Raw genomic sequence first — 19,838 nt, forward strand, 5'->3', positions numbered from 1 at the left:
CTCACGCCCCGCCCGTTGGGGTATCGCTGCGCAGGGCCGCCACGACACGCGACAGCCCGACGCCGTTCGACCCCTTGATCAGCACCACGTCATCGGGTGCGATGATATCGGCCAGCGCCTCGCGCGCGGCCTTCGCATCCGGCACATGGACGAAATCGACCCGCCCCTCAAGCGCGGCGGCCAGCGGCGCCATCGATTCGCCGACCAGCAGCGCCCGTTCGACGCGGGCGGCAACGATCGGCTCGGCCAGCCCGGCGTGATAATCGGCCGAGTCCTCGCCCAGCTCGCGCATCTCGCCCAGCACCGCGACATGCCGCCCCGGCTCCTCGGCCAATACGGCCAGCGTCGCGCGCATCGAGGCAGGGTTGGCGTTATAGCTCTCGTCGATGACCAGCGCGCCATTCGCCGCGCGGAACCGCGCGCCCCGCCCTGCCAGGCCACCCAGTTCGGCCAGCGCGAGGCCCGCCAACCCCAGATCGCCGCCCGCCGCATCGACGGCGGCGAGGACTGCCAGTGCATTGGATACCCAATGCCGCCCCGGCTGGGACAAAGTGAAGTTCAGTTCCTTGTCGCTCAGCTTGGCGGTGACGAAGCTGCCCCCGGTCGCGCCGCGCATCGCCTCGACCGCGCGGACATCGGCGGCCGGGTCGAAGCCGAAGGTCACGATCCGGTCGGCATAGGGCTTGGCGGCAGCGATCAGCCGGTCGCGGTGCGGGCTGTCATAGGGGATGATCGCCGTGCCGCCGGATTGAAGGCCCTGGAAAATCTCGCCCTTGGCATCGGCGATGGCGGATTCGTCGGGGAAGAATTCGGTATGCGCGGGCGCGATGGCGGTGACGATCGCGATATGCGGGCGCACCATCGCGGTCAGCGCGGACAGTTCGCCCGCATGGTTCATCCCCATCTCGAACACGCCAGAGCGAACGTCGCGCGGCATCCGCGCAAGGCTCAGCGGCACGCCGGTGTGGTTGTTGTAGCTCTTGACCGAGCGGTGCACCGCGCCGCGCCAGCCCCGTTCGAGCGCGGCATAGAGCGCCTCCTTGGCGCTGGTCTTGCCGACCGATCCGGTAACGCCGATGATCGTCGCCTGCGTCCGCGCCCGGCTGGCACGAGCCAGGTCTTCAAGTGCATGGAAGCTGTCCGCGACCCGGACATGCGGATGGTCGGTCGGGTTGCAGACCAGGGCCCCCGCTGCCCCCTGCCCGAACGCCTGATCGAGAAAGCGATGACCATCAGTCGCCTCGCCCGACATGGCGACGAACAGGTCGCCGGGGCCGACCTCACGGCTGTCGAAGGCAACGCCCGAAACGGCGAAGTCGGCGGAGGCCGTTCCGCCGGTCGCCGCCGCGATCTCCTGCGCGGTCCACAAGCTCATTTGCGCTCCTCAGCCGTCTTGGCCCCATAATGCAGCGACAGCTTGGGCCGCACCCGTGCGGGCGCGTCCGGCTGTGCGGCATCGGCCTTGTCCACCGGGGGCGTCTTGGTCGGAGCCTGCGCCGTCATGCCGCACACTCCCGCGCGACGGTGACATCGTCGAACGGCAGGACGAGATCGCCGACGATCTGGCCCTGCTCATGCCCCTTGCCCGCGATCAGCACGATATCCTGCTCGCCCGCCTCGGCGATGGCGGCGGCAATGGCCTCGCGACGGTCGCCGATCTCGATCGCACCGGTCGCACCGCGCATCACCTGAGCGCGGATCGCGGCGGGGTCTTCGGTGCGGGGATTGTCGTCGGTCACGATCACCCGGTCGGCATGCATCGAGGCGACCTGCCCCATGACCTCCCGCTTGCCCGGATCGCGGTCGCCGCCCGCGCCGATCACGACGATCAGCCGCCCGCCCGCATGGGGTTTGAGCGCGGCGATCGCCGCCTCGATCGCGTCGGGGGTATGGGCATAGTCGACATAGACCGGCGCCCCGCTCCGCGCGATGGCGGCGCGCTCCAGCCGCCCGCGTACCGGCTGCAACCGGGAGAGGTTGGCGATGGTCGTCGTCAGATCGCCGCCGGTCGCCAGCACCAGCCCCGCCGCGACCAGCGCATTGGCGGCCTGATAGGCGCCGATCAGCGGCAGTTGCACCTTGTGCGCCTGCCCATGCTCGTCCTCGATCACCAGCCCCTGGCCCAACAGGGTCGGATGCCGCTCGACCAGTTTCAGCGTCGATCCGCGCGTACCGACCGTCACCAGCTTGTTACCGCGCGCGCGGGCCAGATCGATCACCCGCCCGCTCTCGACATCGTCGGCCCACACGACCGCCGTGCCGTCGAGCGACAGGACTTCGGAAAAAAGCCGCATCTTCGCCGCGAGATAGGCGCCCATGTCGCCATGATAGTCGAGGTGATCGCGCGACAGGTTGGTGAAGGCCGCCGCCGATACCTTCAGCCCCTCGGTCCGATACTGGGTCAGGCCGTGGCTCGACGCCTCGAACGCCAAATGGGTCACGCCCTCGCGCGCGAGCCCGGCGACGTTGGACAGGAAGGTCACGACGTCCGGCGTGGTCAGCCCGGTATAGGTCCGCTCGTCGGCGGTGGTGACGCCCAGCGTCCCGATCGAGGCGGCGTGATGCCCCGCCATGCGCCAGAGCTGGCGCGTCATCTCGACCGTCGAGGTCTTGCCGTTGGTGCCGGTCACCGCCACCGCCGTCGCCGGGAACGGCGCGAAGAACGCCGCCGCCAGCCGCGCAAAGGCCGCGCGCGGTTCGTCGGAGGCGATATGGACCGCTCCCTCGACCGTCACGCCGGGCCGCGCGACGACCGCCACCGCACCGCTGCGCACCGCGTCGGCGATATAGTCCTCGCCATTCACCCGTGCGCCCTGGAACGCGCCGAAGATGGTACCGGGCGCGACCTTGCGGTGATCGATCGCGAAACCGGAGACGAGGGCGTCGCCGCCCTCGCCCTGAATATCGCCCTGCATGTCTGCGGTCAGTTGGTTCAGCTTCATGCCGCGCCCCTTATCGTCCATCCACCGGCGGCGATTTCGGATCCTGCCACAGGGTCGGCAGGATGTCCGACTCGTCGATGTCCTTGGTGGCGTCGGGCACCACGCCCAGCATCGCGCCGACCCGCGTGATCGTCCGTCCGACGACGGGCGCGGCGTTCCAGGCTGCGGTCTTCCACCCTCCGGTCTCCTTCGTCCCCTTTGGCGAATCGAGCATCGCCAGCACCACATAGCGCGGCGCATCCATCGGGAAGGCCGCCGCGAAGGTAGCGACGTTGCGCGACCGATCATAGCCGCCCGCGACCGCCGCCTCGGCGGTGCCGGTCTTGCCGCCCACGCGGTAGCCCGGTGCATCGCCCTTACGCCCCGTGCCGCGCATCACGATCAGGCGCAGCATCTGCCGCATCTTGTAGCTGGTCGTCTCGCTGATGACCCGCCGGCCCGCCGCGGCATGGCCCGGCGCGACCTTCATCAGCGTCGCAGGGCGCCAGATGCCGCCATTGACCAGCGCCGCATAGGCCGAGGCCAGATGCAGCGGCGTCACCGCGATGCCGTGACCATAAGCGGTCGTCATCGTCGTCGTGCGCGCCCAATAGGTGGGCAGCAACGGGCGTCCCTTTTCGCGAAGCTCGATATCGGGCTTGGTATCGAAGCCCAGCTTCTTGAACATGGTCTGCATCCGCTGCGGCCCGATCTCGTCGGCGATGCGCGCGGTGGCGATGTTTGACGAATAGATCAGCGTCTCGGCCATGTTGAGCCAGCGCTTCGGATCGCCCTGTTCATCATGGATGGTATAGCCGCCGACCCTCAGCGGATGGGTTGCATCGAAGCGCCGCTGCATCGAGGTGACGACGCCATTCTCCATCGCGGTCGCCATGGTGATCGGCTTGAAGGTCGAACCCAGCTCGAACACGCTCTGCGTCGTGATGTTGCGCAGTTCTTCGGTACCCGCCATGCCGACCCGGTTGGGGTTGAAGGTGGGCAGCGAGACCATCGCGATCACTTCACCGGTATGCACGTCCAGGATGATGCCGCCGCCGCCCCGCGCGGAAAAGGTGTTCATCGCCCGGCCGAGTTCGCTTTCCAGCGCGGCCTGGGCGCGGGTGTCGATCGACAGGGCGACGGGCTTGCCCGTCTGCGCCGGGTTGAGCAGCCGCTCGTCGAGCACGCGCTCCATGCCGCTCATCCCGTGCCCGTCGGTCGACAGGAAGCCCAGTGCATGGGCGGCGAGCGAGGATTGCGGATACAGACGCTGCGTCTCACGGTCGAAGACCAGGCCGGGTTCGCCGATGGCGTTGACCTGCTCGACCAGCGTGGGGCTGGCGCGACGTTGCAGATAGACGAAATTCGCCTTGCGGGTCAGCTGGCCATAGAACCAGGCCTGATCGCCGCGATCGGGCATCAGCGCGGCGAGCCGCGCGGCGATCTCCATCGGATCGCCGATCAGCTTCTTCGGATGGACCGCGATCGTCCAGCTGTCGATCGTGCGGGCCAGCGGCGCGCCGTTGCGGTCGACGATATCGCCCCGCGCCGCCAGTGTCGCGGTCCGTGCCGCCGCATCGGCGGGTCCGGCGAACACCGCCAGCAACATCAGCCGCCCGATCACGACGACCACCGCCGCGCCGAACAGCATCATCAGCATCATCAGACGCATATGCGTCGTCGCGACCAGCGCGTGGCGCTGGCCGGCGGTACGCTGCGTTCCGGCGGGACGCGCGACCAGAACGCTCAACGCCGCCGCCGCGCTTCGGTCTTGGCGCCCTTCAGAATGTCACCCAGCGTCGTGTCGGACAGCAATTGGCGGTCGAGCATCGCCACGGCTTCCGGCCGGACCTTCGCAACGGCGGCGGCGGTGCGGACGGTCGCGATCGGGGCGGGCTTGGCCTTTTTCGTCGTCACGACATGCTCGGACACGGCCTGGACGATCTGGGGCTTGGGCAGATCGACCTTGGCGAGGCGGACGACGGGGGCGGGCGCGTTGGGCTTGGCCGGGGCGGCAGGCGCGGCGGCGGCGGCTTCCGGCTGGACAACGACAGGCGCGGGTTGCGAGGGGACGAGCAGCGCGGCGGTCTGGGTCGCGCCCTCGGCGGGGCCACGGGTCACGTCGAGCGAGGCCAGCTGCGCCTCGTCACCGACGAACTGGCCCGCGACCGGCGCGGTCAGCGCCAGCGTGTCGCCATTCCACTTTTCCAGCTGGACCAGGTTGGCCCGGGTGTCGAACTCGGTCTCCAGCGCGCGGATGTCACGCTGCGCAGCGGCGATGCGGCCGTTGACGTCGTCGAGCTTCTTGCGCTCCGCCGCCACCTGCAAGGAGACGAGGTAGAATCCCAGGACGACTGCGACGCAGCTCCCGAACCACCCTATCCCCTTCAACCGATACGCCGCCGTCATACGCCAAACTCCTGACTCAACTCGCCCCCCGGCGCCCTGCCCTTATCCGCCGACCAGGCCGGGGATTCCGTACGCGTCGCAAAACGCAGCGTCGCCGAGCGCGCGCGCGGATTGCGAGCCAGTTCCGCTTCGCCCGCGCGCACCGCCTTGCCGACCTGGGCAAAGCTGGGTGCCCGCGCCGCCGCCTGTTCGGGCAGATGGCGCGATCCGCCCGGCATCTGCCCGGCGCGCTCGCGGAAGAAGCGCTTGACCATGCGGTCTTCCAGACTGTGGAAGGTGACCACCGCCAGGCGACCGCCCGGCTTCAACGCGCGTTCGGCCGCCGCCAGCCCCTCGGCCAGTTCGTCCAATTCGCGGTTCACATGGATGCGGATCGCCTGGAAGGTCCGCGTTGCCGGGTCCTTCTTGTCATGCGGGCGATAGCCCAGCGCCCGGCGGACCACGGAAGCAAGCTCACCGGTGCGGGTCAGCGGACGTGCGGCGACGATCGCCTGGGCGACGCGGCGCGAACGCGGCTCCTCGCCATAATGATAAAGGACGTCGGCGATGGCCGCTTCGTCGGCGGTGTTCAGGAAATCGGCCGCCGACTCGCCCGCCTGCGCCATGCGCATGTCGAGCGGGCCATCGCCCTGGAAGGAAAATCCGCGCTCCGCCTGGTCGAGTTGCATCGAGGATACCCCGATATCGAGCACCACGCCATCAACGCGGGCCGACAGTTCTTGATCCAGATTGGAAAATTCCCGGTGGATCAGGGTCAGCCCCGGCTCGGCGGCGACCAGCGCCTGGCCATTGGCGATGGCATCGGGATCGCGGTCGAAGGCGACGACCTTCGCCCCCCGACCCAGCATCGCGCGGGTATAGCCGCCCGCGCCGAACGTGCCGTCGACATGCGTCTCGCCGGGGGCGATGGCGAGCGCGTCGAGGACCTCGTCGAGCATGACGGGGATGTGCGGGGCGTCGGCCGTGCTCACAGCGCGATCCCCTTTTCCTGACAGTGGAAACGCGCGGCCGAGATCATCTTGGGCGGCAGGCCCGGCGTCTCGACCAGGGTCTTGGGGTCCCAGATTTCGATATAATCGAACGTGCCCCAGAAAAAGGCATGGCCGGTGATCCCGGCATGAAAACGCGGGAAGCCCGGCATGATGAAACGGCCCGACCCGTCAAAGGGCACGGCCTCGCCATTCGCCAGGTCGCGCTTGATGTTATAGTCGATGCGGCCGTCGGGCCCGCGCGACATCTCTGTCCGCGCGTCCAGCTCCCTCTTCAGCACGGCAACATAACCCGGGTCATACGCGATCAGGCAGCGCTCTGTTTCATGGACAGCGATGATGATGGTCCCGCCATCTTTTCCGTCGGGGCGCGGCGCATTCTGAGCCAGGGTGGACCGGAGGGCATTGGGGATGGCAACGCGGCCCTTGTCATCGACAAGGCCAATGCCACTACCCTGATACAAACCCCTTTCGGACACGCCAACCTCGCACATGGCGCGCACGGCCTCGCTGCTTCGAAACGCGACCATCGCCGCATTCCGACCATTTCTGGATCACAGTGAGCCTGCCCCTCTGTTGCTTTTCGGTTTACCTATAGCGGAACCGGGAGGCAACGGGATTTTTGGGGAGAAACGGGGAAATCGGGTCTGAAACCGGGGTTATGCGACCAACGGCTGGTCGTTTGGCGGGAAGGCCTCCATGCCCCCTGTTTAGAAAAATGCCGGATTTCCGCCGATCGGGCGCGTTTTCCCCGGATTTCCCCGAACCCGGTGACGCACGAAACCGATCACGGTCGACTTAACTTTTATTAAGTAAAAAGCCCGATACGGCCGTGAACGCTTCACGGCGCCGTTGATCGTCAGTCGGACAAAATCACGCCCGTCAGGCTGGGCGCAACCGGCGATCAGCGTGCCGGGTCGGCCGAAGCCTGGGTGTTCGCGGGCGCGGGCGCGACGCCCAATTCGGCCAGTGGCTCGCTGGACGACGGAGTGGCGGTGTTTGCCATCGCCATGTCGGCGACCATGTTCGACTGCGCTGCACCGGCGACGGCCGCAGGCGGCTCGTCACGATTCAGCGAGCCCAGGATCGTGCTGGCGATCGCGATCAGCAGGATGACGGCGGCCAGGCCGATCATGCCGACTTTCACGCGCTGCATGATATGATGATGGTCGGGTGACTTCATGGAACTCGGTGACACTATCTCGCGCGCCGCCTCATGTCGACCTCTGGCGCACGCCGTCGGGCGCAAAGGGGCGGCGACTATAGCCCCTTCTCAGCCCGCCACGCCGGATTGTGCAGCGTGGAGAGGTAGCGAAACCCGGTATCGCACAAAATGGTTGCGATCCGCTTATCGGGCCCCAAGGCCCTGGCCAGCGCCACCGCGCCGGCGACATTGATGCCCGACGACAGGCCCAGGCACAGCCCCTCCTCGCTCAACAACCGCTGTACCCAATACCAGCCTTCCGCATCGGAAAGACGAAACTGGGTATCGATCGGCGCGCCTTCAAGATTGGCGGTGATCCGCCCCTGCCCGATCCCCTCGGCGACCGACGAGCCTTCCGACTTCAGCTCGCCATGCGCGTAATAGTCGTACAAGGCCGCGCCATGCGGATCGCTGAGCGCGATGGTCACCGATTCGTCATGCGCCTTCAACCCCAGGCCGACACCGGCCAGCGTGCCCCCGGTTCCCGCCGCGCAGGTGAAGCCGTCGATCCGGCCATCCATCTGGTTCCAGATCTCCTCGGCGGTGCCCACGATATGCGCGCGGCGATTGGCGATATTGTCGAACTGGTTGGCCCAGACGGCATTGTCCGTCTCCTCGGCGATACGGCGCGAGGTGTGGACGAAATGACAGGGGCTGGAATAGGGGGCGGCGGGCACGAGGACGAGCTCGGCCCCCAGCGCGCGCAGCGTGTCCATCTTCTCGCGGCTCTGCGTCTCGGGCATCACGATGATCGTGCGATAGCCCTTTGCATTGGCGACCAGCGCCAGGCCGATGCCTGTATTGCCCGCCGTCCCCTCGACGATGGTGCCGCCGGGGCGCAGCAGGCCCCGCGCCTCGGCATCCTCGACGATGAACAGCGCCGCGCGGTCCTTCACGCTGGCGCCCGGATTGGCGAATTCGCACTTGCCGTAAATGTCGCAGCCCGTGGCCTCGCTCGGCCCCTTCAGGCGGACGAGCGGGGTGTTGCCGATCAGAGCCAGCATATCGGAGATCACTTCCATGCCGCCTAGATGGCCCCTGCCCCGCCATCGGGCAAGCCAAGCCTTGCTTGGCCCCCGCCAAGCATAAGGTGGGAGCGCTCACGGTCGATCGGCAAAATGTTGGTCGTTGAGGCAGGTTGACGCACAGGTCATGCTTGACGCCGGGTTGCTGCATTTGCGAAGCACCGCCCCGCTATGAAGAGCCTCCTCCCCCTCATCGTCGCCGCACCGCTGCTCGCTTTGGCCGCGTGCAATTCCAAGCCCAGCCAGCCCGAGGTCGTCGACACCAATCCCGACCCGATGGCCAACGTGCTCGCCAACCGCGCCCCGGTCGAGCTGCCGCCCGCGATCAAGGCGGACAAGACCTTCCGCTGCAAGGACAACAGCCTCGTCTACGTCACCTTCTTCCAGGGCGACAAGCAGGCCAATGTCCGTCTGAAGGAAGGCGAAACCCCCGTCGTGCTGAAGGCGCCCGCCGCCGGTGAGCCGCTGACCGCCGAAGGCGGCTGGAAGATGACCGGCGACGAAAAGGCCGTCACCCTGACCACGCCGAAGAAGGCCGCGCTGGTCTGCCACATCTGATTCGCGTTCAATCCGTCCCTGGCGTCGCTTGATCGACGATAAGGACTTGATCGAAAACCGGCCGGCGGGGATATCTCCGTCGGCCTTTTCTTTGGGCCGTGTCGGGAGGTCGGAGAGAAAAGCCGTGGCCGCGATCGCGATCTACAGCCTGAAGGGGGGCGTCGGAAAGACCAGCATGGCGGTCAATCTGGCCTGGTGCGCCGCCAACCTGTGCGCGCGTCGCACCTTGTTATGGGATCTCGACCCGCAGGCCGCCTCGACCTGGCTGCTAGGCGGCCCCGCGCGCGGCGACCGGGCTCAGGCCGTATTCTCCCGCGACATCTCCGCCGAGCGACTGGTCCGCCAGACCGACATTCCCCGGCTGTCGCTGATCGGCGCCGATGATTCGCTGCGCGGCCTGGACCATCTGTTCCATACGATCGAGAAGAAGAAGCGGCTCGGCAAGCTGATCGACGGGCTGGACGATTATGACAGCGTGATCCTGGATTGCCCGCCGGGCCTGACCGAGACGACCGAGCAGGTGCTGCGCGCCGTCGACCTGATCGTCGTGCCGGTCGTGCCCTCCGCGCTCTCTATCCGCGCGCTGGAGGTGGTGGACGGCCATGTCCGGGGCCGCGTGCCCCTGCTGCCCGTGCATGTCATGGTCGACCGCCGCCGCCGCCTTCATGCCGAGGCACTGGCTGCGCACCCCGACTGGCCGATCATCCCGATGGCCAGCCTGGTCGAGGCGATGGGCGAGCATCGCGCGCCCCTGGGGGCCTTTGCTCCGCGCAGCAGCGCCGCCCAGGCCTATGCCGATCTGTGGCGCAGCGTCGAGCGGCGACTGGCGGGGGGATGAGCCGCCGCGACGATCCCGGCCCGCCCGAACGGCTGACGCCGCATCTGGTGCTGGGGGCCTATGCAGTCGGGGTGTTCCCGATGGCGGACACGCGCGACACCGATCATGTCTATTGGGTCGAGCCGCGCAAGCGTGCCGTCCTGCCGCTCGATGGCTTTCACCTGTCGCGCTCGCTGCGCAAGACGGTGGCGAAGGACCGGTTCCGCGTCACCGCCGACACCGCCTTCGAATCGATCATCCGCCTCTGTGCCGAAAGCGTCCCGGACCGACCCGAGACCTGGATCAACTATGCGATCGAGCGGGTGTTCATCGACCTGTTCGACATGGGCTTTGCCCATTCGATCGAATGCTGGGACGGCGATGAGCTGGTCGGCGGGCTTTACGGGCTGGCGCTGGGCCGGGCTTTTTTCGGCGAGTCGATGGTCAGCCGCCGGACCGATGCGTCCAAGGTGGCGATGGTCTGGTTGGTCGCGCGGTTGCGGGCGGGGGGATACAGCCTGCTCGACTGCCAGTTCCAGACCAGCCATTTGTCGACCATGGGCGCGATCGAGATCGGGCGCGAGGATTATGTCGCGCTGCTGTCCGACGCATTGGCGGGGGTCGTGGCACCGGGCGCTTCCGCCGCCGGGGTATCGGCATCGGGCGACTTCGCGGCGCTCGACCGCTTGGGGGTGGTGCCGGGCAGCGAGGCCGGGACCGTCTCGGGCCCCGTTTCGGGCCAGGACATCGTGCAGCTCTTGGCCCAGACGTCATAGACCGGGTGAAGCACAACGTTGAGCGCAGGCCGCTCCTTGTAGAGCCAGCCTGAAAAGACACGCTGCCACCGCTGATTGGCACCACGCACGTCCAGCTGGACGAATGCGCCGGTCAGCTGCTCCGCCTCCCACGATGCCGTCTTCTCGCAGGCGCGCAGGCGCACCACGACATCGCCGACGCGCACCGCCTGGCCGGGCTTCAACGTCAGGTCTCGCGAAACGCCGTTGCGCTTGTTGAGCAGGCCGATCACCGCGACGCGCTCGGCCATCGGGGTGCCGCCGCTCGGCAGCGTCGCCTGCGCGCCGTCGACCGATTCGATCCCCGACGCGGCGCCGGGGCTGTCGGGCAGGATCTGGCTGACCGACGATTCGGCGGTGTCGCCGCCGCGATCGGTCAGCGCCTGATAGCCGAACCAACCGCCGACCCCCAGCAAGGCGACCAGCGCACCGCTGGCCAGCCAGCGCGACCTCTTCACCCCTCGGGGGTCCAGGCTTCGTAGTCGCCGGTCGCGGCCTGACGCTGACCGCCCTTTTCGAGCGCGCCCGAGGGGCGATAGGCCATGGCGGTGCCGGTCATGTTCGGGATTGCCGGCTTCTGCCACGCGCGACGCGGCGGCAGCGAGCGGTCGGGCACATCGTCGACCTGATGATGCAGCCAGCTGAACCATTCCGCCGGAACCCGGCTGGCATCGTTCGAGCCGTTATAGATCACCCAGCGGCGCGCGCGGCCGGCGGTGTCGGTGCCGCCCTCATAATAGACGTTGCCATGCGCATCCTCGCCAACCTGCGCCTTGCCGCGCAGACCGAACCAGGTGCCGATGGTGGCGCCGTTCCACCAGGTGAAGGGATTGAGGTTGATGCCCATGACGCGCCGTGTAGCCCGGCTGTCGCCGCCCTTCAACCGCGTTCGTGTCTGGTGGAGGGGAGGGCTTGGTTCATTCCTGTGCTTGAGGCCCCCGTCTTTCGGACGAAAGACGGGGGCCGGGGCGCGCATGGCGGCAAGTGACAAGCTCGGTGAGACACCTTGCCCTCCCCCAGCCCAGTTTCAGGTAAACGATGCCCCGCATCGTTTAGGTCATGCCGGGGGCATGACCGACCTGAAACTCGCCTGCGGGAGGGGAGAAGTGCGGGGCAAGGCACCGTCGCATAAGCCCCCATCTGCGAGAAGGCAGCGGCTTGGTTAAAACGATCTACCTCAGGCGATCACTTGGGCCAGGAAACCGAATCACCCTCCGAAATCCCCAATTCCGCCGAGCGCCCGCCGACCAGCTCCAATATAGCGGCAATCGGCTCGCCCGAGGGGATCTGCGCCTCGCTGAACGGCACGGTATTTTCCGCGATCCGCGCGATGGTGCCGTCGGCGCGGATGAACAGGATGTCGAGCGGCGTCGGCGTGTTCTTCATCCAGAAGCTCGCCTCACGCGCGGGCCCACCCTCTGGCGGATAGGGGGCGAACAACATGCCGCCATCGGGCTTCAGGTCGGTGCGGTACATCAGCCCCTGCGCCTGCTCGGCAGAGGTGCGCGCAGCCTCAACATGGAATCGGTGCTGGCCCTGCGCCGTCCTGATGGTGACGGGCACGGTCGCGATCTGGCGCCCCGACTGTTCCGCCGCTTCGGAAGACGATTTCTCCGCCGAACACCCCGCCAACCCGGCACCGACCAAGGCCAGCGCCATCACACTCATCCGTATCATCCGGCTCCTCTCGGCGTCACGACGACCGCCAGGGGGCCTTTCGGCCCCTCGACCACGCGCGCCGCCAGCGGCTGACCGGGTTCGACATCCAGGATCCCGCCGCGACGCAGCGTCTCCATATGGACAAATATGTCCGCCCCGTCACGATCCCGCAGCAGGAAACCATAGCCTTTCAGCCGGTTGAACCATTTGACCGCGACCTGCTCCGGATCGCCCGCCTCGTCGACCAGCGCAACCGGATCGATCCGGTCGGGCGAGCGGGGCCGCTTGGGAGCCTCCGGCACCGCATGGGTCAGGTCGATGGTCAGCACTTCGCGCGCCTGATAGCCCCGCCCGCCGCGCGCGCCCAGCAACTCGACGCGCGCGCCCTCGGGCAGGCTGCGTCGCCCATGCGCCTGCAGCACGGAGAAGTGTACCAGCACATCCCCATAGATCGGATCGTCCGCCACGACGAAGCCGAAACCCCGCGTCACGTCGAACCATTTTACGACCCCCGCCAGCCTTACGGCCGTTTCCGCCGTTTCGCTGTCGATGCCGCCCCCTTGAATTGGCGTTTCTTCCAGCATCATCGCACCCTTGTGCCCCGAGGCTAGCATCATTGTTCGCACTCGCAATGCAATGACGTTCGCTTTTTTGCTGGTCCGGAGTGGGACGACGGCGCAAAAAGTTAGGGCTAGCGGCGTATATTCTTGCGCGGGATCAGAAATCCTCGTCGTCGATGATCTCGCCGGGCGCGGCAGAAACGATACGCCGCGACAGATTTGTCCCGTGTCCGGCGCGCATCATCGCCGCAAACTGCTTCTCGCGCACCGCGCGGTCCGCCTCGCCATCGCCGAAAGGCCCGATTCGCCGCCGCCGGGCAAAGGCCAGGGCGGCCTCGCGCGCCGCCTCCGCCACTTGCGGTGCGATCGCCTCGTGATCCTCCGCCCCGACGCGTGCGGCGTGCAAGGCCTGCGCCACGCGGCGTGCGCCCATGCCCCGCCGGGCGAGCGAGGCGGCCTTGGCCTCCGCATAGGCACGATCGTCGATATAGCCGAGTTCGACCATCCGCGCCGCCAGCTTGCGCGGGTCTGGAGGTGCCTCCCCCACCCACCCCCTTTCGCGCAGCTTGCGAGTCAGGTAATCGACCAGCTTGCCTTCGGTCGTGGCAAATCGCTCGACATACCGTAGCGCGAGAGTTTCCAGCGTTTTGGGATCAAGGGGTTTGGGGGGGCGACGATCGGCGGACACGCCTTGTTTGTGCCACACTGACACCGGATTTAGAACGCGGGAAGCCGCCATTTGATGGTGGAAAAGAATCACTCGTACCCGCGCGATCACTTTGCGGGGACGCAAAAGCATAAGGAACGAAGGCAAGGCCATGACGATCGAGCACCATCAGGACGACGCGCGCGCCATCATCGCGACGCCGACCGAGGATGCGCTGCCGCGCCGCTTCGCCGACTTCGACACGCTGGGCGAAGCGCTGGACTATGCTGCCTCGGGTATGCGCGGCCTGAACTTCCACGACGCGCGCGGCGCCCTGTCGCGGCCCTATCCCTTCGCCGAACTGCGCAAGGATGCGCTGACCTGCGCCCGCCGCCTGATCGCCAGCGGCGTGAAGCCCGAGGATCGCATCGCGCTGGTCGCCGAGACGGGGCCGGAATTCGCCGCTTTGTTCTTCGGCGTGGTCTATGCGGGCGCCTGGCCGGTGCCGCTGCCGCTGCCGACCTCGTTCGGCGGCCGGGACAGCTATATCGAGCAGTTGCGCGTCCAGCTCGCCAGCTGCGACCCCAAGATGCTGATCTTCCCCCCCGAACTGGCCCAGATGGCGGGTGCCGCAGCCGAGGCCGCGGGCTGCGAAGGGATCGACTGGGACAGCTTCGCCACGCGCGCCGCCCCCGAGACCGAACTGCCCAAGGCCAATCCGGAAGCGATCGCCTATCTCCAATATTCCAGCGGCTCGACCCGCTTCCCGCATGGCGTGGCGATCACCCATCATGCGCTGCTCAACAATCTGGCGGCGCACAGCCATGGCATGAAGATTCAGGAGAGCGATCGCTGCATCTCCTGGCTGCCCTGGTATCACGACATGGGTCTGGTCGGCTGCTTCCTGTCACCCATCGCCAACCAGGTCTCGACCGATTATCTGAAGACCGAGGATTTCGCGCGGCGTCCGCTCGCGTGGCTGGACATGATCAGCCGCAATCCGGGTACGTCGGTCAGCTATTCGCCGACCTTCGGCTATGACATTTGCGCGCGCCGCATCTCGTCGCAGACCAAGGCGTCGGACCGGTTCGACCTGTCGCGCTGGCGGATCGCGGGCAATGGCGCGGACATGATCCGTCCCGACGTCATGCAGTCCTTCGTCGACGCCTTTGCCGATGCGGGCTTCCCCGCCACCGCCTTCCTGCCGTCCTATGGCCTGGCCGAAGCAACGCTGGCCGTGTCGATCATGCCGCCGGGCGAAGGCATCCGCGTCGAACTGGTCGAGGAAACCCAGCTGTCGGGCAGCGCGCAAGGCACCGACCGGCCGCAGCGTTTCCGCGCCATCGTCAATTGCGGCAAGCCCGCGCGCGACATGGTGATCGAGATTCGAGAGGAGGACGGCACCCCCCTGCCCGATGGTGCGATCGGCAAGGTCTGGTGCAAGGGCCCGTCGGTCATGGTCGGCTATTTCCGCGACCAGGCCGCGACCGATGCCTGCCTGGTCGATGGCTGGCTCGACACCGGCGACATGGGTTACATGTCGAAGGGCTATATCTACATCGTCGGCCGCGCCAAGGACATGATCATCGTCAACGGCCGCAACCACTGGCCGCAGGACATCGAATGGGCGGTCGAGCAGCTGCCGGGCTTCAAGGCAGGCGACATCGCCGCCTTCGCCATCACCACCCCGGGCGGCGAGGAAACCCCCGCCGTGCTGGTCCAGTGCCGCAGCTCGGACGATGAGGAGCGCCTGCGCCTGCGCGACGAGATCCGCGAGCGCGTGCGCGCGGTGACGGGCATGAACTGCGTGATCGAACTGATCCCGCCGCGCACCCTGCCCCGCACCAGCTCGGGCAAGCTGAGCCGCGCCAAGGCCCGCAACCTGTATCTGGCGGGTGAGATCAAGCCGTACGACGTCGCGGCCTAATTTTCCTGGGATTTGAGGAAGGGGCTCGGTCGAAAGACCGGGCCCCTTTTCCATGCCCTATTCCCCACTTCCGTTCAGCCTGAGCGAAGTCGAAGGCCACGTACCGCCCACGCCTCACCCCCCACCCCGGCGGAGGCCGGGGTCCAGTATCCACCAAGCCCGAGTCACCCTCGCTGGTCCATACCAACTGGACCCCGGCCTTCGCCGGGGTGGTACGTCTGCTGGGGCAGTCGGGTGATCTTGGCCTTCGACTTCGCTCAGGCTGAACGGTGGTCGGGGCGCAGAACGCGGGAAGAGTGGGCCTCTCAATCCTTCAATGGATCATGCCCCCAGTTCATCAGCGAATAGCGCCACGGCGAATGCTCGACATCCTTGTCCGGCCCGCCCTGCTTCAGATGCCGGTGCACATAGCCGACCACCTTCTTCATGTGTGCATAGTCCTCGTCGGTCAGATCGGCCTTCTTCTTGCGCTTGATCTCGACGATCCGGCGGCCCGACTCATGACCGACGCTTTCGCCCGATCCACCCTTCTTCTGGCCGACGTCCTGCGATTCATCGGAGTCCAGAAACTTCTCCAACTCGCCCGGGGCCATGTTCACGGCCTCCTTGAAATCGGCGTAAACCTGTTCGTGATCGTCGGCCATGCGCGGCTCCTTTCGGGGCGGTCAACGCCGCCCACGGGCTTTGGGGTTCAGATCAGCATCGCGTCATAGCTTTGCGGCGGCAGCGGCAGGGTCATGCGCGCAATCCCGCCGACGATCAGGACCGCCGCCAGCACCGCCCCCGTCGCCCACACGATCCGCCGGTCGCCCCGCCACGGCTTGGCCAAGATCATCCCCAGCGCGCACGCCACGATCGGCCAGAGATGATAGCGGAAGTCCGAAGCCACGCTGATGACCAGGAAGCTGGCCTCCAGCCCCAACGCCGAGCCGAACAGCGCCCCCGCAAAGCCGTGGCCGCGCGTCACCGCCAGTCCCCCGGCGGCAAGCACCAGCCAGACGATCGGCCACATGATCGGCACATCGACCCAGAGCCCCGCCATCTTCTGCCACGCCAGCGCGGTTCGGCCCGGCTGCCCGAGATGATAGTCGTTCGGCTCGCTCCCCTGCGGCGGGGCGGCATTGATCCAGCGCGCGGGCACCCAGAAGCGCCAGGTCGAATTGACATGCGCCAGCCGTTGCGCGGCATAGGCGAGCGGATGATGCAGGATCGCCGGCGCGAGCTTGGCGTAGATCTGTCCCGGCGAGGTCGTCTCGAACCGCTGGAGCCGGGTGCCGCAGCGGGCAGGCTCGCCCAGCGGGTCCCAGAAGAAGGGCTTCACACAGTGTTTGGCGCGGATGTCCGCCACTTCGGCGGGGGACAGGCCCAGCCGGGGATCATAAGGCACGCGCACGGCGATCCCCGCCAGATCGTACAGCGCCTGGGTCCGCGCCACGCCGCTGTCCGCCGCGCCGAGCAACCGGTGGTTGACGAAAGGCGCCGCCGCCAGGGTCGCGAGCGTCAGCGCCACGGTGATCGCGATCCGGCGCGGCCAGCGCTCCGTGACCAGCAACGCGACGAGCGGCGCGATCGCGAAGATCGCATTGGCGCGGACCAGCGCGGCATAGGCCAGCAACAGCCCCGCTACGGCCCAGGCTCCGCGCGGCACCGCCCGCCCCCGCAGCCGCCACCATCCGATGATCCCGACCGCGCCCAGCGTGGCGCCGGTCATCTGCGCATCCTTCAGGATCGCGACCTGCCAGCCGAGCCATGGCGGCACCAGCCCGACCGCCAGCACCAGAAGCGCGCCGCGCGGTCGCCGGTCGACGATCGCCGCCGCCAATGCTCCCAGCCCCAGCCACCATCCGGCCAGTTGCAGCACCAGCATTGGCGCAGCGCCCCGGGCCACAAACAACGACCAGAGCCGCGCCATGATCGGCGGGTGCCAGTCGTCATAGTCCCCGGTCAGCGCCTGGGCATATTGGCCGACACTGTCATATTGAACGAAGCCCGGCGCAAAGACGATGACGCTCAGCCCGAACAGGATCAGGGCCGCGACGACGATGCGCAGGCGGTGGCTATGGGTTCGGGTCATGACGGATATGACCGATGCGGCCAAAGCCGGATGTTTCGCAAGCGGAATGCGCCATGTCGTCGCAGTGGCACGGGGATAGGCGCATCACCTTCGCACGCGTAAGTGGGACTTGGGCATCAATCGGGGGCACGCGGATGGATAGCAAGACGGCACTGGTCATCATCGACATGCAGATGGAGATGCAGCACCGGATCGAGGCGGGGCGGCCCCATATCCATCCTGATGCGCCTGCGACGATAGCAACGCTCGCAGACGCTTTTCGGCGCAACCAGCGCCCGGTGATCCACATTCGCCATGCAGCCGCCGATCCCGCTTCACCTTTGCATCCCGATGCCCCCGGCTATCCGCCCATGGCCTGTGCAGTGGAACGGCCCGGCGAAGCGGTGTTCGTGAAGCGCAGTTCGTCGGCCTTTGCGACGACCGAACTGGAGGCCCATCTGCGCGAGCAGGGGATCACCCATATCCATGTCGTGGGGGCGGTGGCGGGGTTCTGCGTCAATTCGACGGTGCGCGCGGCGGCGGACCTGGGATTTGGCGTGACGGTGGTGCGCGACGCGGTGATCGGGTTCGACCTGGCCTCCGCCGGGTTGGAGGCGGGGGTGATCTTCGACGTCACCATGGGCTTGCTGGCGGCGGATTTCGCCGAGGTGGTGGAGAGTGAGGCGGTATTGGCTCGGTTGTGAGGGTTCACTTCGCTCAGCCTGAACGGCTGTTTGGCTGATCCCCTCACCCCGTTCGGCCTGAGCGAAGTCGAAGGCCACGCTACCCCCAACGCAAAAGGGGCCCGCCACAGCAAGCCCCTTTCCATGATCGAATCCGCAAAAATCAGATGTGGATCGCGCGCCCGTAAGCGGCGAGCACCGACTCGTGCATCGATTCCGAGATGGTCGGATGCGCGAACACCGTTTCCATCAGCTCGGCCTCGGTCGTCTCCAGCTGGCGGGCGACGACATAGCCCTGGATCATCTCGGTCACTTCCGCGCCGACCATGTGCGCACCCAGCAGTTCGCCGGTCTTGGCGTCGAACACGGTCTTCACGAAACCCTCGGCCTCGCCCAGCGCGATCGCCTTGCCGTTACCGATGAAGGGGAACTTGCCGACCTTCACCTGATAACCGGCTTCCTTGGCCTTCGCCTCGGTGAAGCCGACCGACGCGACCTGCGGACGCGAATAGGTGCAGCCCGGAATGTTGCTCTTGTCCATCGCGTGCGGGTGGACGTCCTTGTTGCCCAGCGCCTGAGCGATGGCCTCTGCCGCGATCACGCCCTCATGGCTCGCCTTGTGCGCCAGCCACGGTGCGCCGGTCACATCGCCGATCGCCCAGATGCCGTCGACATTGGTGCGGCCATAGCCGTCGGTCTTGATGTGACCGCGATCGGTGGCGATGCCAAGCTTTTCCAGACCGATATTTTCGGTGTTGGGGACGATGCCGATGGCGACGATCGCGTGGCTGAACTCGGCGGTCTCGACCTTGCCGTCCGGGCCCTTCATCGCGGCCTTCACGCCCGAGGCCGTGGCTTCCAGCTTCTCAAGGCCGGTCTTGGTCTTGATGGTCATGCCGAACTTGGTCAGCTGCTTGGTCATGAAGTCGCTGACTTCGGCGTCCTCGACCGGCATGATCCGGTCGAGCATCTCGACGATGGTCACTTCGGCGCCCATGTCGTTGTAGAAGCTGGCGAACTCGACGCCGATCGCGCCCGATCCGATGACCAGCAGCTTGGTCGGCATGGCGGGCGGCACCATCGCATGGCGATAGGTCCAGATGCGCTCGCCATCCGCCTTGGCGAAGGGCAGGTCGCGGGCGCGCGCGCCGGTGGCGACGATGATGTGCTTGGCGGTCAGCTCGGTGGTCTTGTCGCCCTGGACGACCGATAGCTTGCCCCCATTTTTATCGGCGCCGGTGATCGTGCCGACGCCCTCGACGACCGTCACCTTGTTCTTCTTCATCAGGCCCTTGACGCCCGCGTTGAGCTGGCCCGCCACCTTGCGGCTGCGATCGACCACCTTATCGAGGCTGAACGAGGGCTTCTCGACCGACAGCCCGTACTGCGCGGCATGGGTCATGTAGTGATAGACCTCCGCCGAGCGCAGCAGTGCCTTGGTCGGGATGCAGCCCCAGTTGAGGCAGATGCCGCCCAGCCGCTCGCGCTCGACGATCGCGACCTTCAGGCCAAGCTGGCTCGCGCGGATCGCCGCGACATAACCGCCGGGACCCGAGCCGAGGACGATAAGGTCGTAAGTGTCAGCCACTTTGC

The 19,838-nt window shown here is 67.1% G+C and carries 22 protein-coding genes and 1 pseudogene; 6 read left to right on the top strand and 17 right to left on the bottom strand.

The genetic code is table 11. From position 1 onward, the window contains the following. Window position 1 precedes the first annotated feature (1 nt). The 7 genes from ACWKSV_RS08355 to ACWKSV_RS08385 are packed head-to-tail and all read right to left on the bottom strand — an operon-like array spanning window position 2 to window position 6,567. Complete coding sequence (locus ACWKSV_RS08355) at window positions 2-1,375, bottom strand: UDP-N-acetylmuramoyl-tripeptide--D-alanyl-D-alanine ligase (protein ID WP_076716986.1); 1,374 nt, start codon at window positions 1,373-1,375, stop codon at window positions 2-4. Then, on the bottom strand, window positions 1,372-1,503 hold the full coding sequence (locus ACWKSV_RS08360) for a hypothetical protein (RefSeq protein WP_257575634.1): 132 nt from the start codon (window positions 1,501-1,503) through the stop codon (window positions 1,372-1,374). The genes ACWKSV_RS08355 and ACWKSV_RS08360 overlap by 4 nt, the downstream gene beginning before the upstream one ends. Continuing rightward, window positions 1,500-2,942 (bottom strand): UDP-N-acetylmuramoyl-L-alanyl-D-glutamate--2,6-diaminopimelate ligase, encoded by a 1,443-nt coding sequence (locus ACWKSV_RS08365; RefSeq protein WP_076718320.1) that lies wholly within the window; start codon window positions 2,940-2,942, stop codon window positions 1,500-1,502. Before ACWKSV_RS08365 ends, ACWKSV_RS08360 begins: the two co-directional genes overlap by 4 nt. A gap of 10 nt (window positions 2,943-2,952) precedes the next feature. Continuing rightward, complete coding sequence (locus ACWKSV_RS08370) at window positions 2,953-4,671, bottom strand: peptidoglycan D,D-transpeptidase FtsI family protein (RefSeq protein WP_076716987.1); 1,719 nt, start codon at window positions 4,669-4,671, stop codon at window positions 2,953-2,955. After that, on the bottom strand, window positions 4,668-5,330 hold the full coding sequence (locus ACWKSV_RS08375; RefSeq protein ID WP_076716989.1) for a hypothetical protein: 663 nt from the start codon (window positions 5,328-5,330) through the stop codon (window positions 4,668-4,670). The genes ACWKSV_RS08370 and ACWKSV_RS08375 overlap by 4 nt, the downstream gene beginning before the upstream one ends. Further along, window positions 5,327-6,268 carry a 16S rRNA (cytosine(1402)-N(4))-methyltransferase RsmH gene (gene rsmH / locus ACWKSV_RS08380; protein ID WP_076718321.1) on the bottom strand — a complete coding sequence of 314 codons (942 nt, stop codon included), beginning with the start codon at window positions 6,266-6,268 and terminating at the stop codon, window positions 5,327-5,329. Before rsmH ends, ACWKSV_RS08375 begins: the two co-directional genes overlap by 4 nt. Before the next feature lie 29 nt (window positions 6,269-6,297). After that, window positions 6,298-6,567, bottom strand: a complete 270-nt coding sequence (locus tag ACWKSV_RS08385; protein ID WP_236697001.1) for an MraZ C-terminal domain-containing protein — start codon at window positions 6,565-6,567, stop codon at window positions 6,298-6,300. A gap of 78 nt (window positions 6,568-6,645) precedes the next feature. Between ACWKSV_RS08385 and ACWKSV_RS08390 the strand changes: the two genes are divergently transcribed. Next, the gene (locus ACWKSV_RS08390) at window positions 6,646-6,882 is read left to right on the top strand and encodes a hypothetical protein (RefSeq protein ID WP_237243416.1); all 237 of its coding nucleotides are present in this window, start codon (window positions 6,646-6,648) and stop codon (window positions 6,880-6,882) included. Between the two features lie 341 nt (window positions 6,883-7,223). Here the strand turns inward: ACWKSV_RS08390 and ACWKSV_RS08395 are convergent, their stop codons facing one another. Both ACWKSV_RS08395 and ACWKSV_RS08400 read right to left on the bottom strand, forming a co-directional pair. Next, window positions 7,224-7,502, bottom strand: coding sequence for a hypothetical protein (locus ACWKSV_RS08395; RefSeq protein ID WP_237243417.1), 279 nt, complete (start codon window positions 7,500-7,502; stop codon window positions 7,224-7,226). A gap of 77 nt (window positions 7,503-7,579) precedes the next feature. After that, the gene (locus tag ACWKSV_RS08400) at window positions 7,580-8,545 is read right to left on the bottom strand and encodes a cysteine synthase A (protein ID WP_191864722.1); all 966 of its coding nucleotides are present in this window, start codon (window positions 8,543-8,545) and stop codon (window positions 7,580-7,582) included. 174 nt (window positions 8,546-8,719) lie between these two features. Here ACWKSV_RS08400 and ACWKSV_RS08405 point away from each other — a divergent pair, with 174 nt between their 5' ends. The 3 genes from ACWKSV_RS08405 (at window position 8,720) to aat (ending at window position 10,699) form a co-directional block, all read left to right on the top strand. Next, the gene (locus ACWKSV_RS08405) at window positions 8,720-9,106 is read left to right on the top strand and encodes a hypothetical protein (RefSeq protein ID WP_056434238.1); all 387 of its coding nucleotides are present in this window, start codon (window positions 8,720-8,722) and stop codon (window positions 9,104-9,106) included. 124 nt (window positions 9,107-9,230) lie between these two features. Beyond that, window positions 9,231-9,944: a ParA family protein gene (locus ACWKSV_RS08410; protein ID WP_076716992.1), complete on the top strand. Its 714-nt coding sequence runs from the start codon at window positions 9,231-9,233 to the stop codon at window positions 9,942-9,944. Beyond that, window positions 9,941-10,699 (top strand): leucyl/phenylalanyl-tRNA--protein transferase, encoded by a 759-nt coding sequence (gene aat, locus ACWKSV_RS08415; protein WP_184105443.1) that lies wholly within the window; start codon window positions 9,941-9,943, stop codon window positions 10,697-10,699. The genes ACWKSV_RS08410 and aat overlap by 4 nt, the downstream gene beginning before the upstream one ends. Window positions 10,700-10,734: 35 nt before the next feature. Here aat and ACWKSV_RS08420 read toward each other — a convergent pair. The 5 genes and pseudogenes from ACWKSV_RS08420 to ACWKSV_RS08440 form a co-directional block, all read right to left on the bottom strand. Next, window positions 10,735-10,968 (bottom strand): annotated as a pseudogene (locus tag ACWKSV_RS08420) (DUF2155 domain-containing protein); the annotation flags it as partial. Window positions 10,969-11,171: 203 nt separating this feature from the next. After that, the gene (locus tag ACWKSV_RS08425; protein WP_056434245.1) at window positions 11,172-11,564 is read right to left on the bottom strand and encodes an NADH:ubiquinone oxidoreductase subunit NDUFA12; all 393 of its coding nucleotides are present in this window, start codon (window positions 11,562-11,564) and stop codon (window positions 11,172-11,174) included. A gap of 338 nt (window positions 11,565-11,902) precedes the next feature. After that, the gene (locus ACWKSV_RS08430; protein ID WP_076716997.1) at window positions 11,903-12,394 is read right to left on the bottom strand and encodes a DUF192 domain-containing protein; all 492 of its coding nucleotides are present in this window, start codon (window positions 12,392-12,394) and stop codon (window positions 11,903-11,905) included. Beyond that, window positions 12,391-12,960, bottom strand: a complete 570-nt coding sequence (locus tag ACWKSV_RS08435; RefSeq protein WP_056434604.1) for a cold-shock protein — start codon at window positions 12,958-12,960, stop codon at window positions 12,391-12,393. Before ACWKSV_RS08435 ends, ACWKSV_RS08430 begins: the two co-directional genes overlap by 4 nt. Before the next feature lie 133 nt (window positions 12,961-13,093). Continuing rightward, entirely contained in the window at window positions 13,094-13,675 is a 582-nt protein-coding gene (locus tag ACWKSV_RS08440; RefSeq protein ID WP_083706687.1) for a regulatory protein RecX, read from the bottom strand. Window positions 13,676-13,754: 79 nt separating this feature from the next. On the opposite strand from ACWKSV_RS08440, the gene ACWKSV_RS08445 reads away from it, so the two are divergent. Then, window positions 13,755-15,509 (top strand): fatty acyl-AMP ligase, encoded by a 1,755-nt coding sequence (locus ACWKSV_RS08445; RefSeq protein ID WP_191864556.1) that lies wholly within the window; start codon window positions 13,755-13,757, stop codon window positions 15,507-15,509. Between the two features lie 305 nt (window positions 15,510-15,814). Here ACWKSV_RS08445 and ACWKSV_RS08450 read toward each other — a convergent pair whose 3' ends face one another. Both ACWKSV_RS08450 and ACWKSV_RS08455 read right to left on the bottom strand, forming a co-directional pair. Next, window positions 15,815-16,153, bottom strand: coding sequence for a DUF3140 domain-containing protein (locus ACWKSV_RS08450; protein WP_076717003.1), 339 nt, complete (start codon window positions 16,151-16,153; stop codon window positions 15,815-15,817). A gap of 47 nt (window positions 16,154-16,200) precedes the next feature. After that, complete coding sequence (locus ACWKSV_RS08455; RefSeq protein ID WP_076717005.1) at window positions 16,201-17,583, bottom strand: hypothetical protein; 1,383 nt, start codon at window positions 17,581-17,583, stop codon at window positions 16,201-16,203. 134 nt (window positions 17,584-17,717) lie between these two features. Between ACWKSV_RS08455 and ACWKSV_RS08460 the strand changes: the two genes are divergently transcribed. Further along, complete coding sequence (locus ACWKSV_RS08460; RefSeq protein WP_076717007.1) at window positions 17,718-18,266, top strand: isochorismatase family protein; 549 nt, start codon at window positions 17,718-17,720, stop codon at window positions 18,264-18,266. A gap of 142 nt (window positions 18,267-18,408) precedes the next feature. On the opposite strand, the gene lpdA is transcribed toward ACWKSV_RS08460, so the two are convergent. Then, window positions 18,409-19,833 carry a dihydrolipoyl dehydrogenase gene (gene lpdA / locus ACWKSV_RS08465; RefSeq protein WP_076717009.1) on the bottom strand — a complete coding sequence of 475 codons (1,425 nt, stop codon included), beginning with the start codon at window positions 19,831-19,833 and terminating at the stop codon, window positions 18,409-18,411. Window positions 19,834-19,838: the final 5 nt, after the last annotated feature.

This window comes from Sphingomonas sp. SphC10 (genome assembly GCF_057004845.1).

Excerpts from the sequence above, each read along its gene's own strand:
- ACWKSV_RS08425 (WP_056434245.1), bottom strand. The coding sequence starts at position 11,564 with ATGGGCATCAACCTCAATCCCTTCACCTGGTGGAACGGCGCCACCATC.
- ACWKSV_RS08430 (WP_076716997.1), bottom strand. The coding sequence starts at position 12,394 with ATGATACGGATGAGTGTGATGGCGCTGGCCTTGGTCGGTGCCGGGTTG.
- ACWKSV_RS08390 (WP_237243416.1), top strand. The coding sequence starts at position 6,646 with ATGGACAGCGATGATGATGGTCCCGCCATCTTTTCCGTCGGGGCGCGG.
- ACWKSV_RS08395 (WP_237243417.1), bottom strand. The coding sequence starts at position 7,502 with ATGAAGTCACCCGACCATCATCATATCATGCAGCGCGTGAAAGTCGGC.
- aat (WP_184105443.1), top strand. The coding sequence starts at position 9,941 with ATGAGCCGCCGCGACGATCCCGGCCCGCCCGAACGGCTGACGCCGCAT.
- ACWKSV_RS08405 (WP_056434238.1), top strand. The coding sequence starts at position 8,720 with ATGAAGAGCCTCCTCCCCCTCATCGTCGCCGCACCGCTGCTCGCTTTG.
- ACWKSV_RS08445 (WP_191864556.1), top strand. The coding sequence starts at position 13,755 with ATGACGATCGAGCACCATCAGGACGACGCGCGCGCCATCATCGCGACG.
- ACWKSV_RS08450 (WP_076717003.1), bottom strand. The coding sequence starts at position 16,153 with ATGGCCGACGATCACGAACAGGTTTACGCCGATTTCAAGGAGGCCGTG.
- ACWKSV_RS08460 (WP_076717007.1), top strand. The coding sequence starts at position 17,718 with ATGGATAGCAAGACGGCACTGGTCATCATCGACATGCAGATGGAGATG.
- ACWKSV_RS08440 (WP_083706687.1), bottom strand. The coding sequence starts at position 13,675 with ATGGCGGCTTCCCGCGTTCTAAATCCGGTGTCAGTGTGGCACAAACAA.
- ACWKSV_RS08355 (WP_076716986.1), bottom strand. The coding sequence starts at position 1,375 with ATGAGCTTGTGGACCGCGCAGGAGATCGCGGCGGCGACCGGCGGAACG.
- ACWKSV_RS08455 (WP_076717005.1), bottom strand. The coding sequence starts at position 17,583 with ATGACCCGAACCCATAGCCACCGCCTGCGCATCGTCGTCGCGGCCCTG.
- ACWKSV_RS08375 (WP_076716989.1), bottom strand. The coding sequence starts at position 5,330 with ATGACGGCGGCGTATCGGTTGAAGGGGATAGGGTGGTTCGGGAGCTGC.
- ACWKSV_RS08435 (WP_056434604.1), bottom strand. The coding sequence starts at position 12,960 with ATGCTGGAAGAAACGCCAATTCAAGGGGGCGGCATCGACAGCGAAACG.
- ACWKSV_RS08385 (WP_236697001.1), bottom strand. The coding sequence starts at position 6,567 with ATGTCGCGCGGGCCCGACGGCCGCATCGACTATAACATCAAGCGCGAC.
- ACWKSV_RS08365 (WP_076718320.1), bottom strand. The coding sequence starts at position 2,942 with ATGAAGCTGAACCAACTGACCGCAGACATGCAGGGCGATATTCAGGGC.
- ACWKSV_RS08360 (WP_257575634.1), bottom strand. The coding sequence starts at position 1,503 with ATGACGGCGCAGGCTCCGACCAAGACGCCCCCGGTGGACAAGGCCGAT.
- ACWKSV_RS08400 (WP_191864722.1), bottom strand. The coding sequence starts at position 8,545 with ATGGAAGTGATCTCCGATATGCTGGCTCTGATCGGCAACACCCCGCTC.
- rsmH (WP_076718321.1), bottom strand. The coding sequence starts at position 6,268 with ATGCTCGACGAGGTCCTCGACGCGCTCGCCATCGCCCCCGGCGAGACG.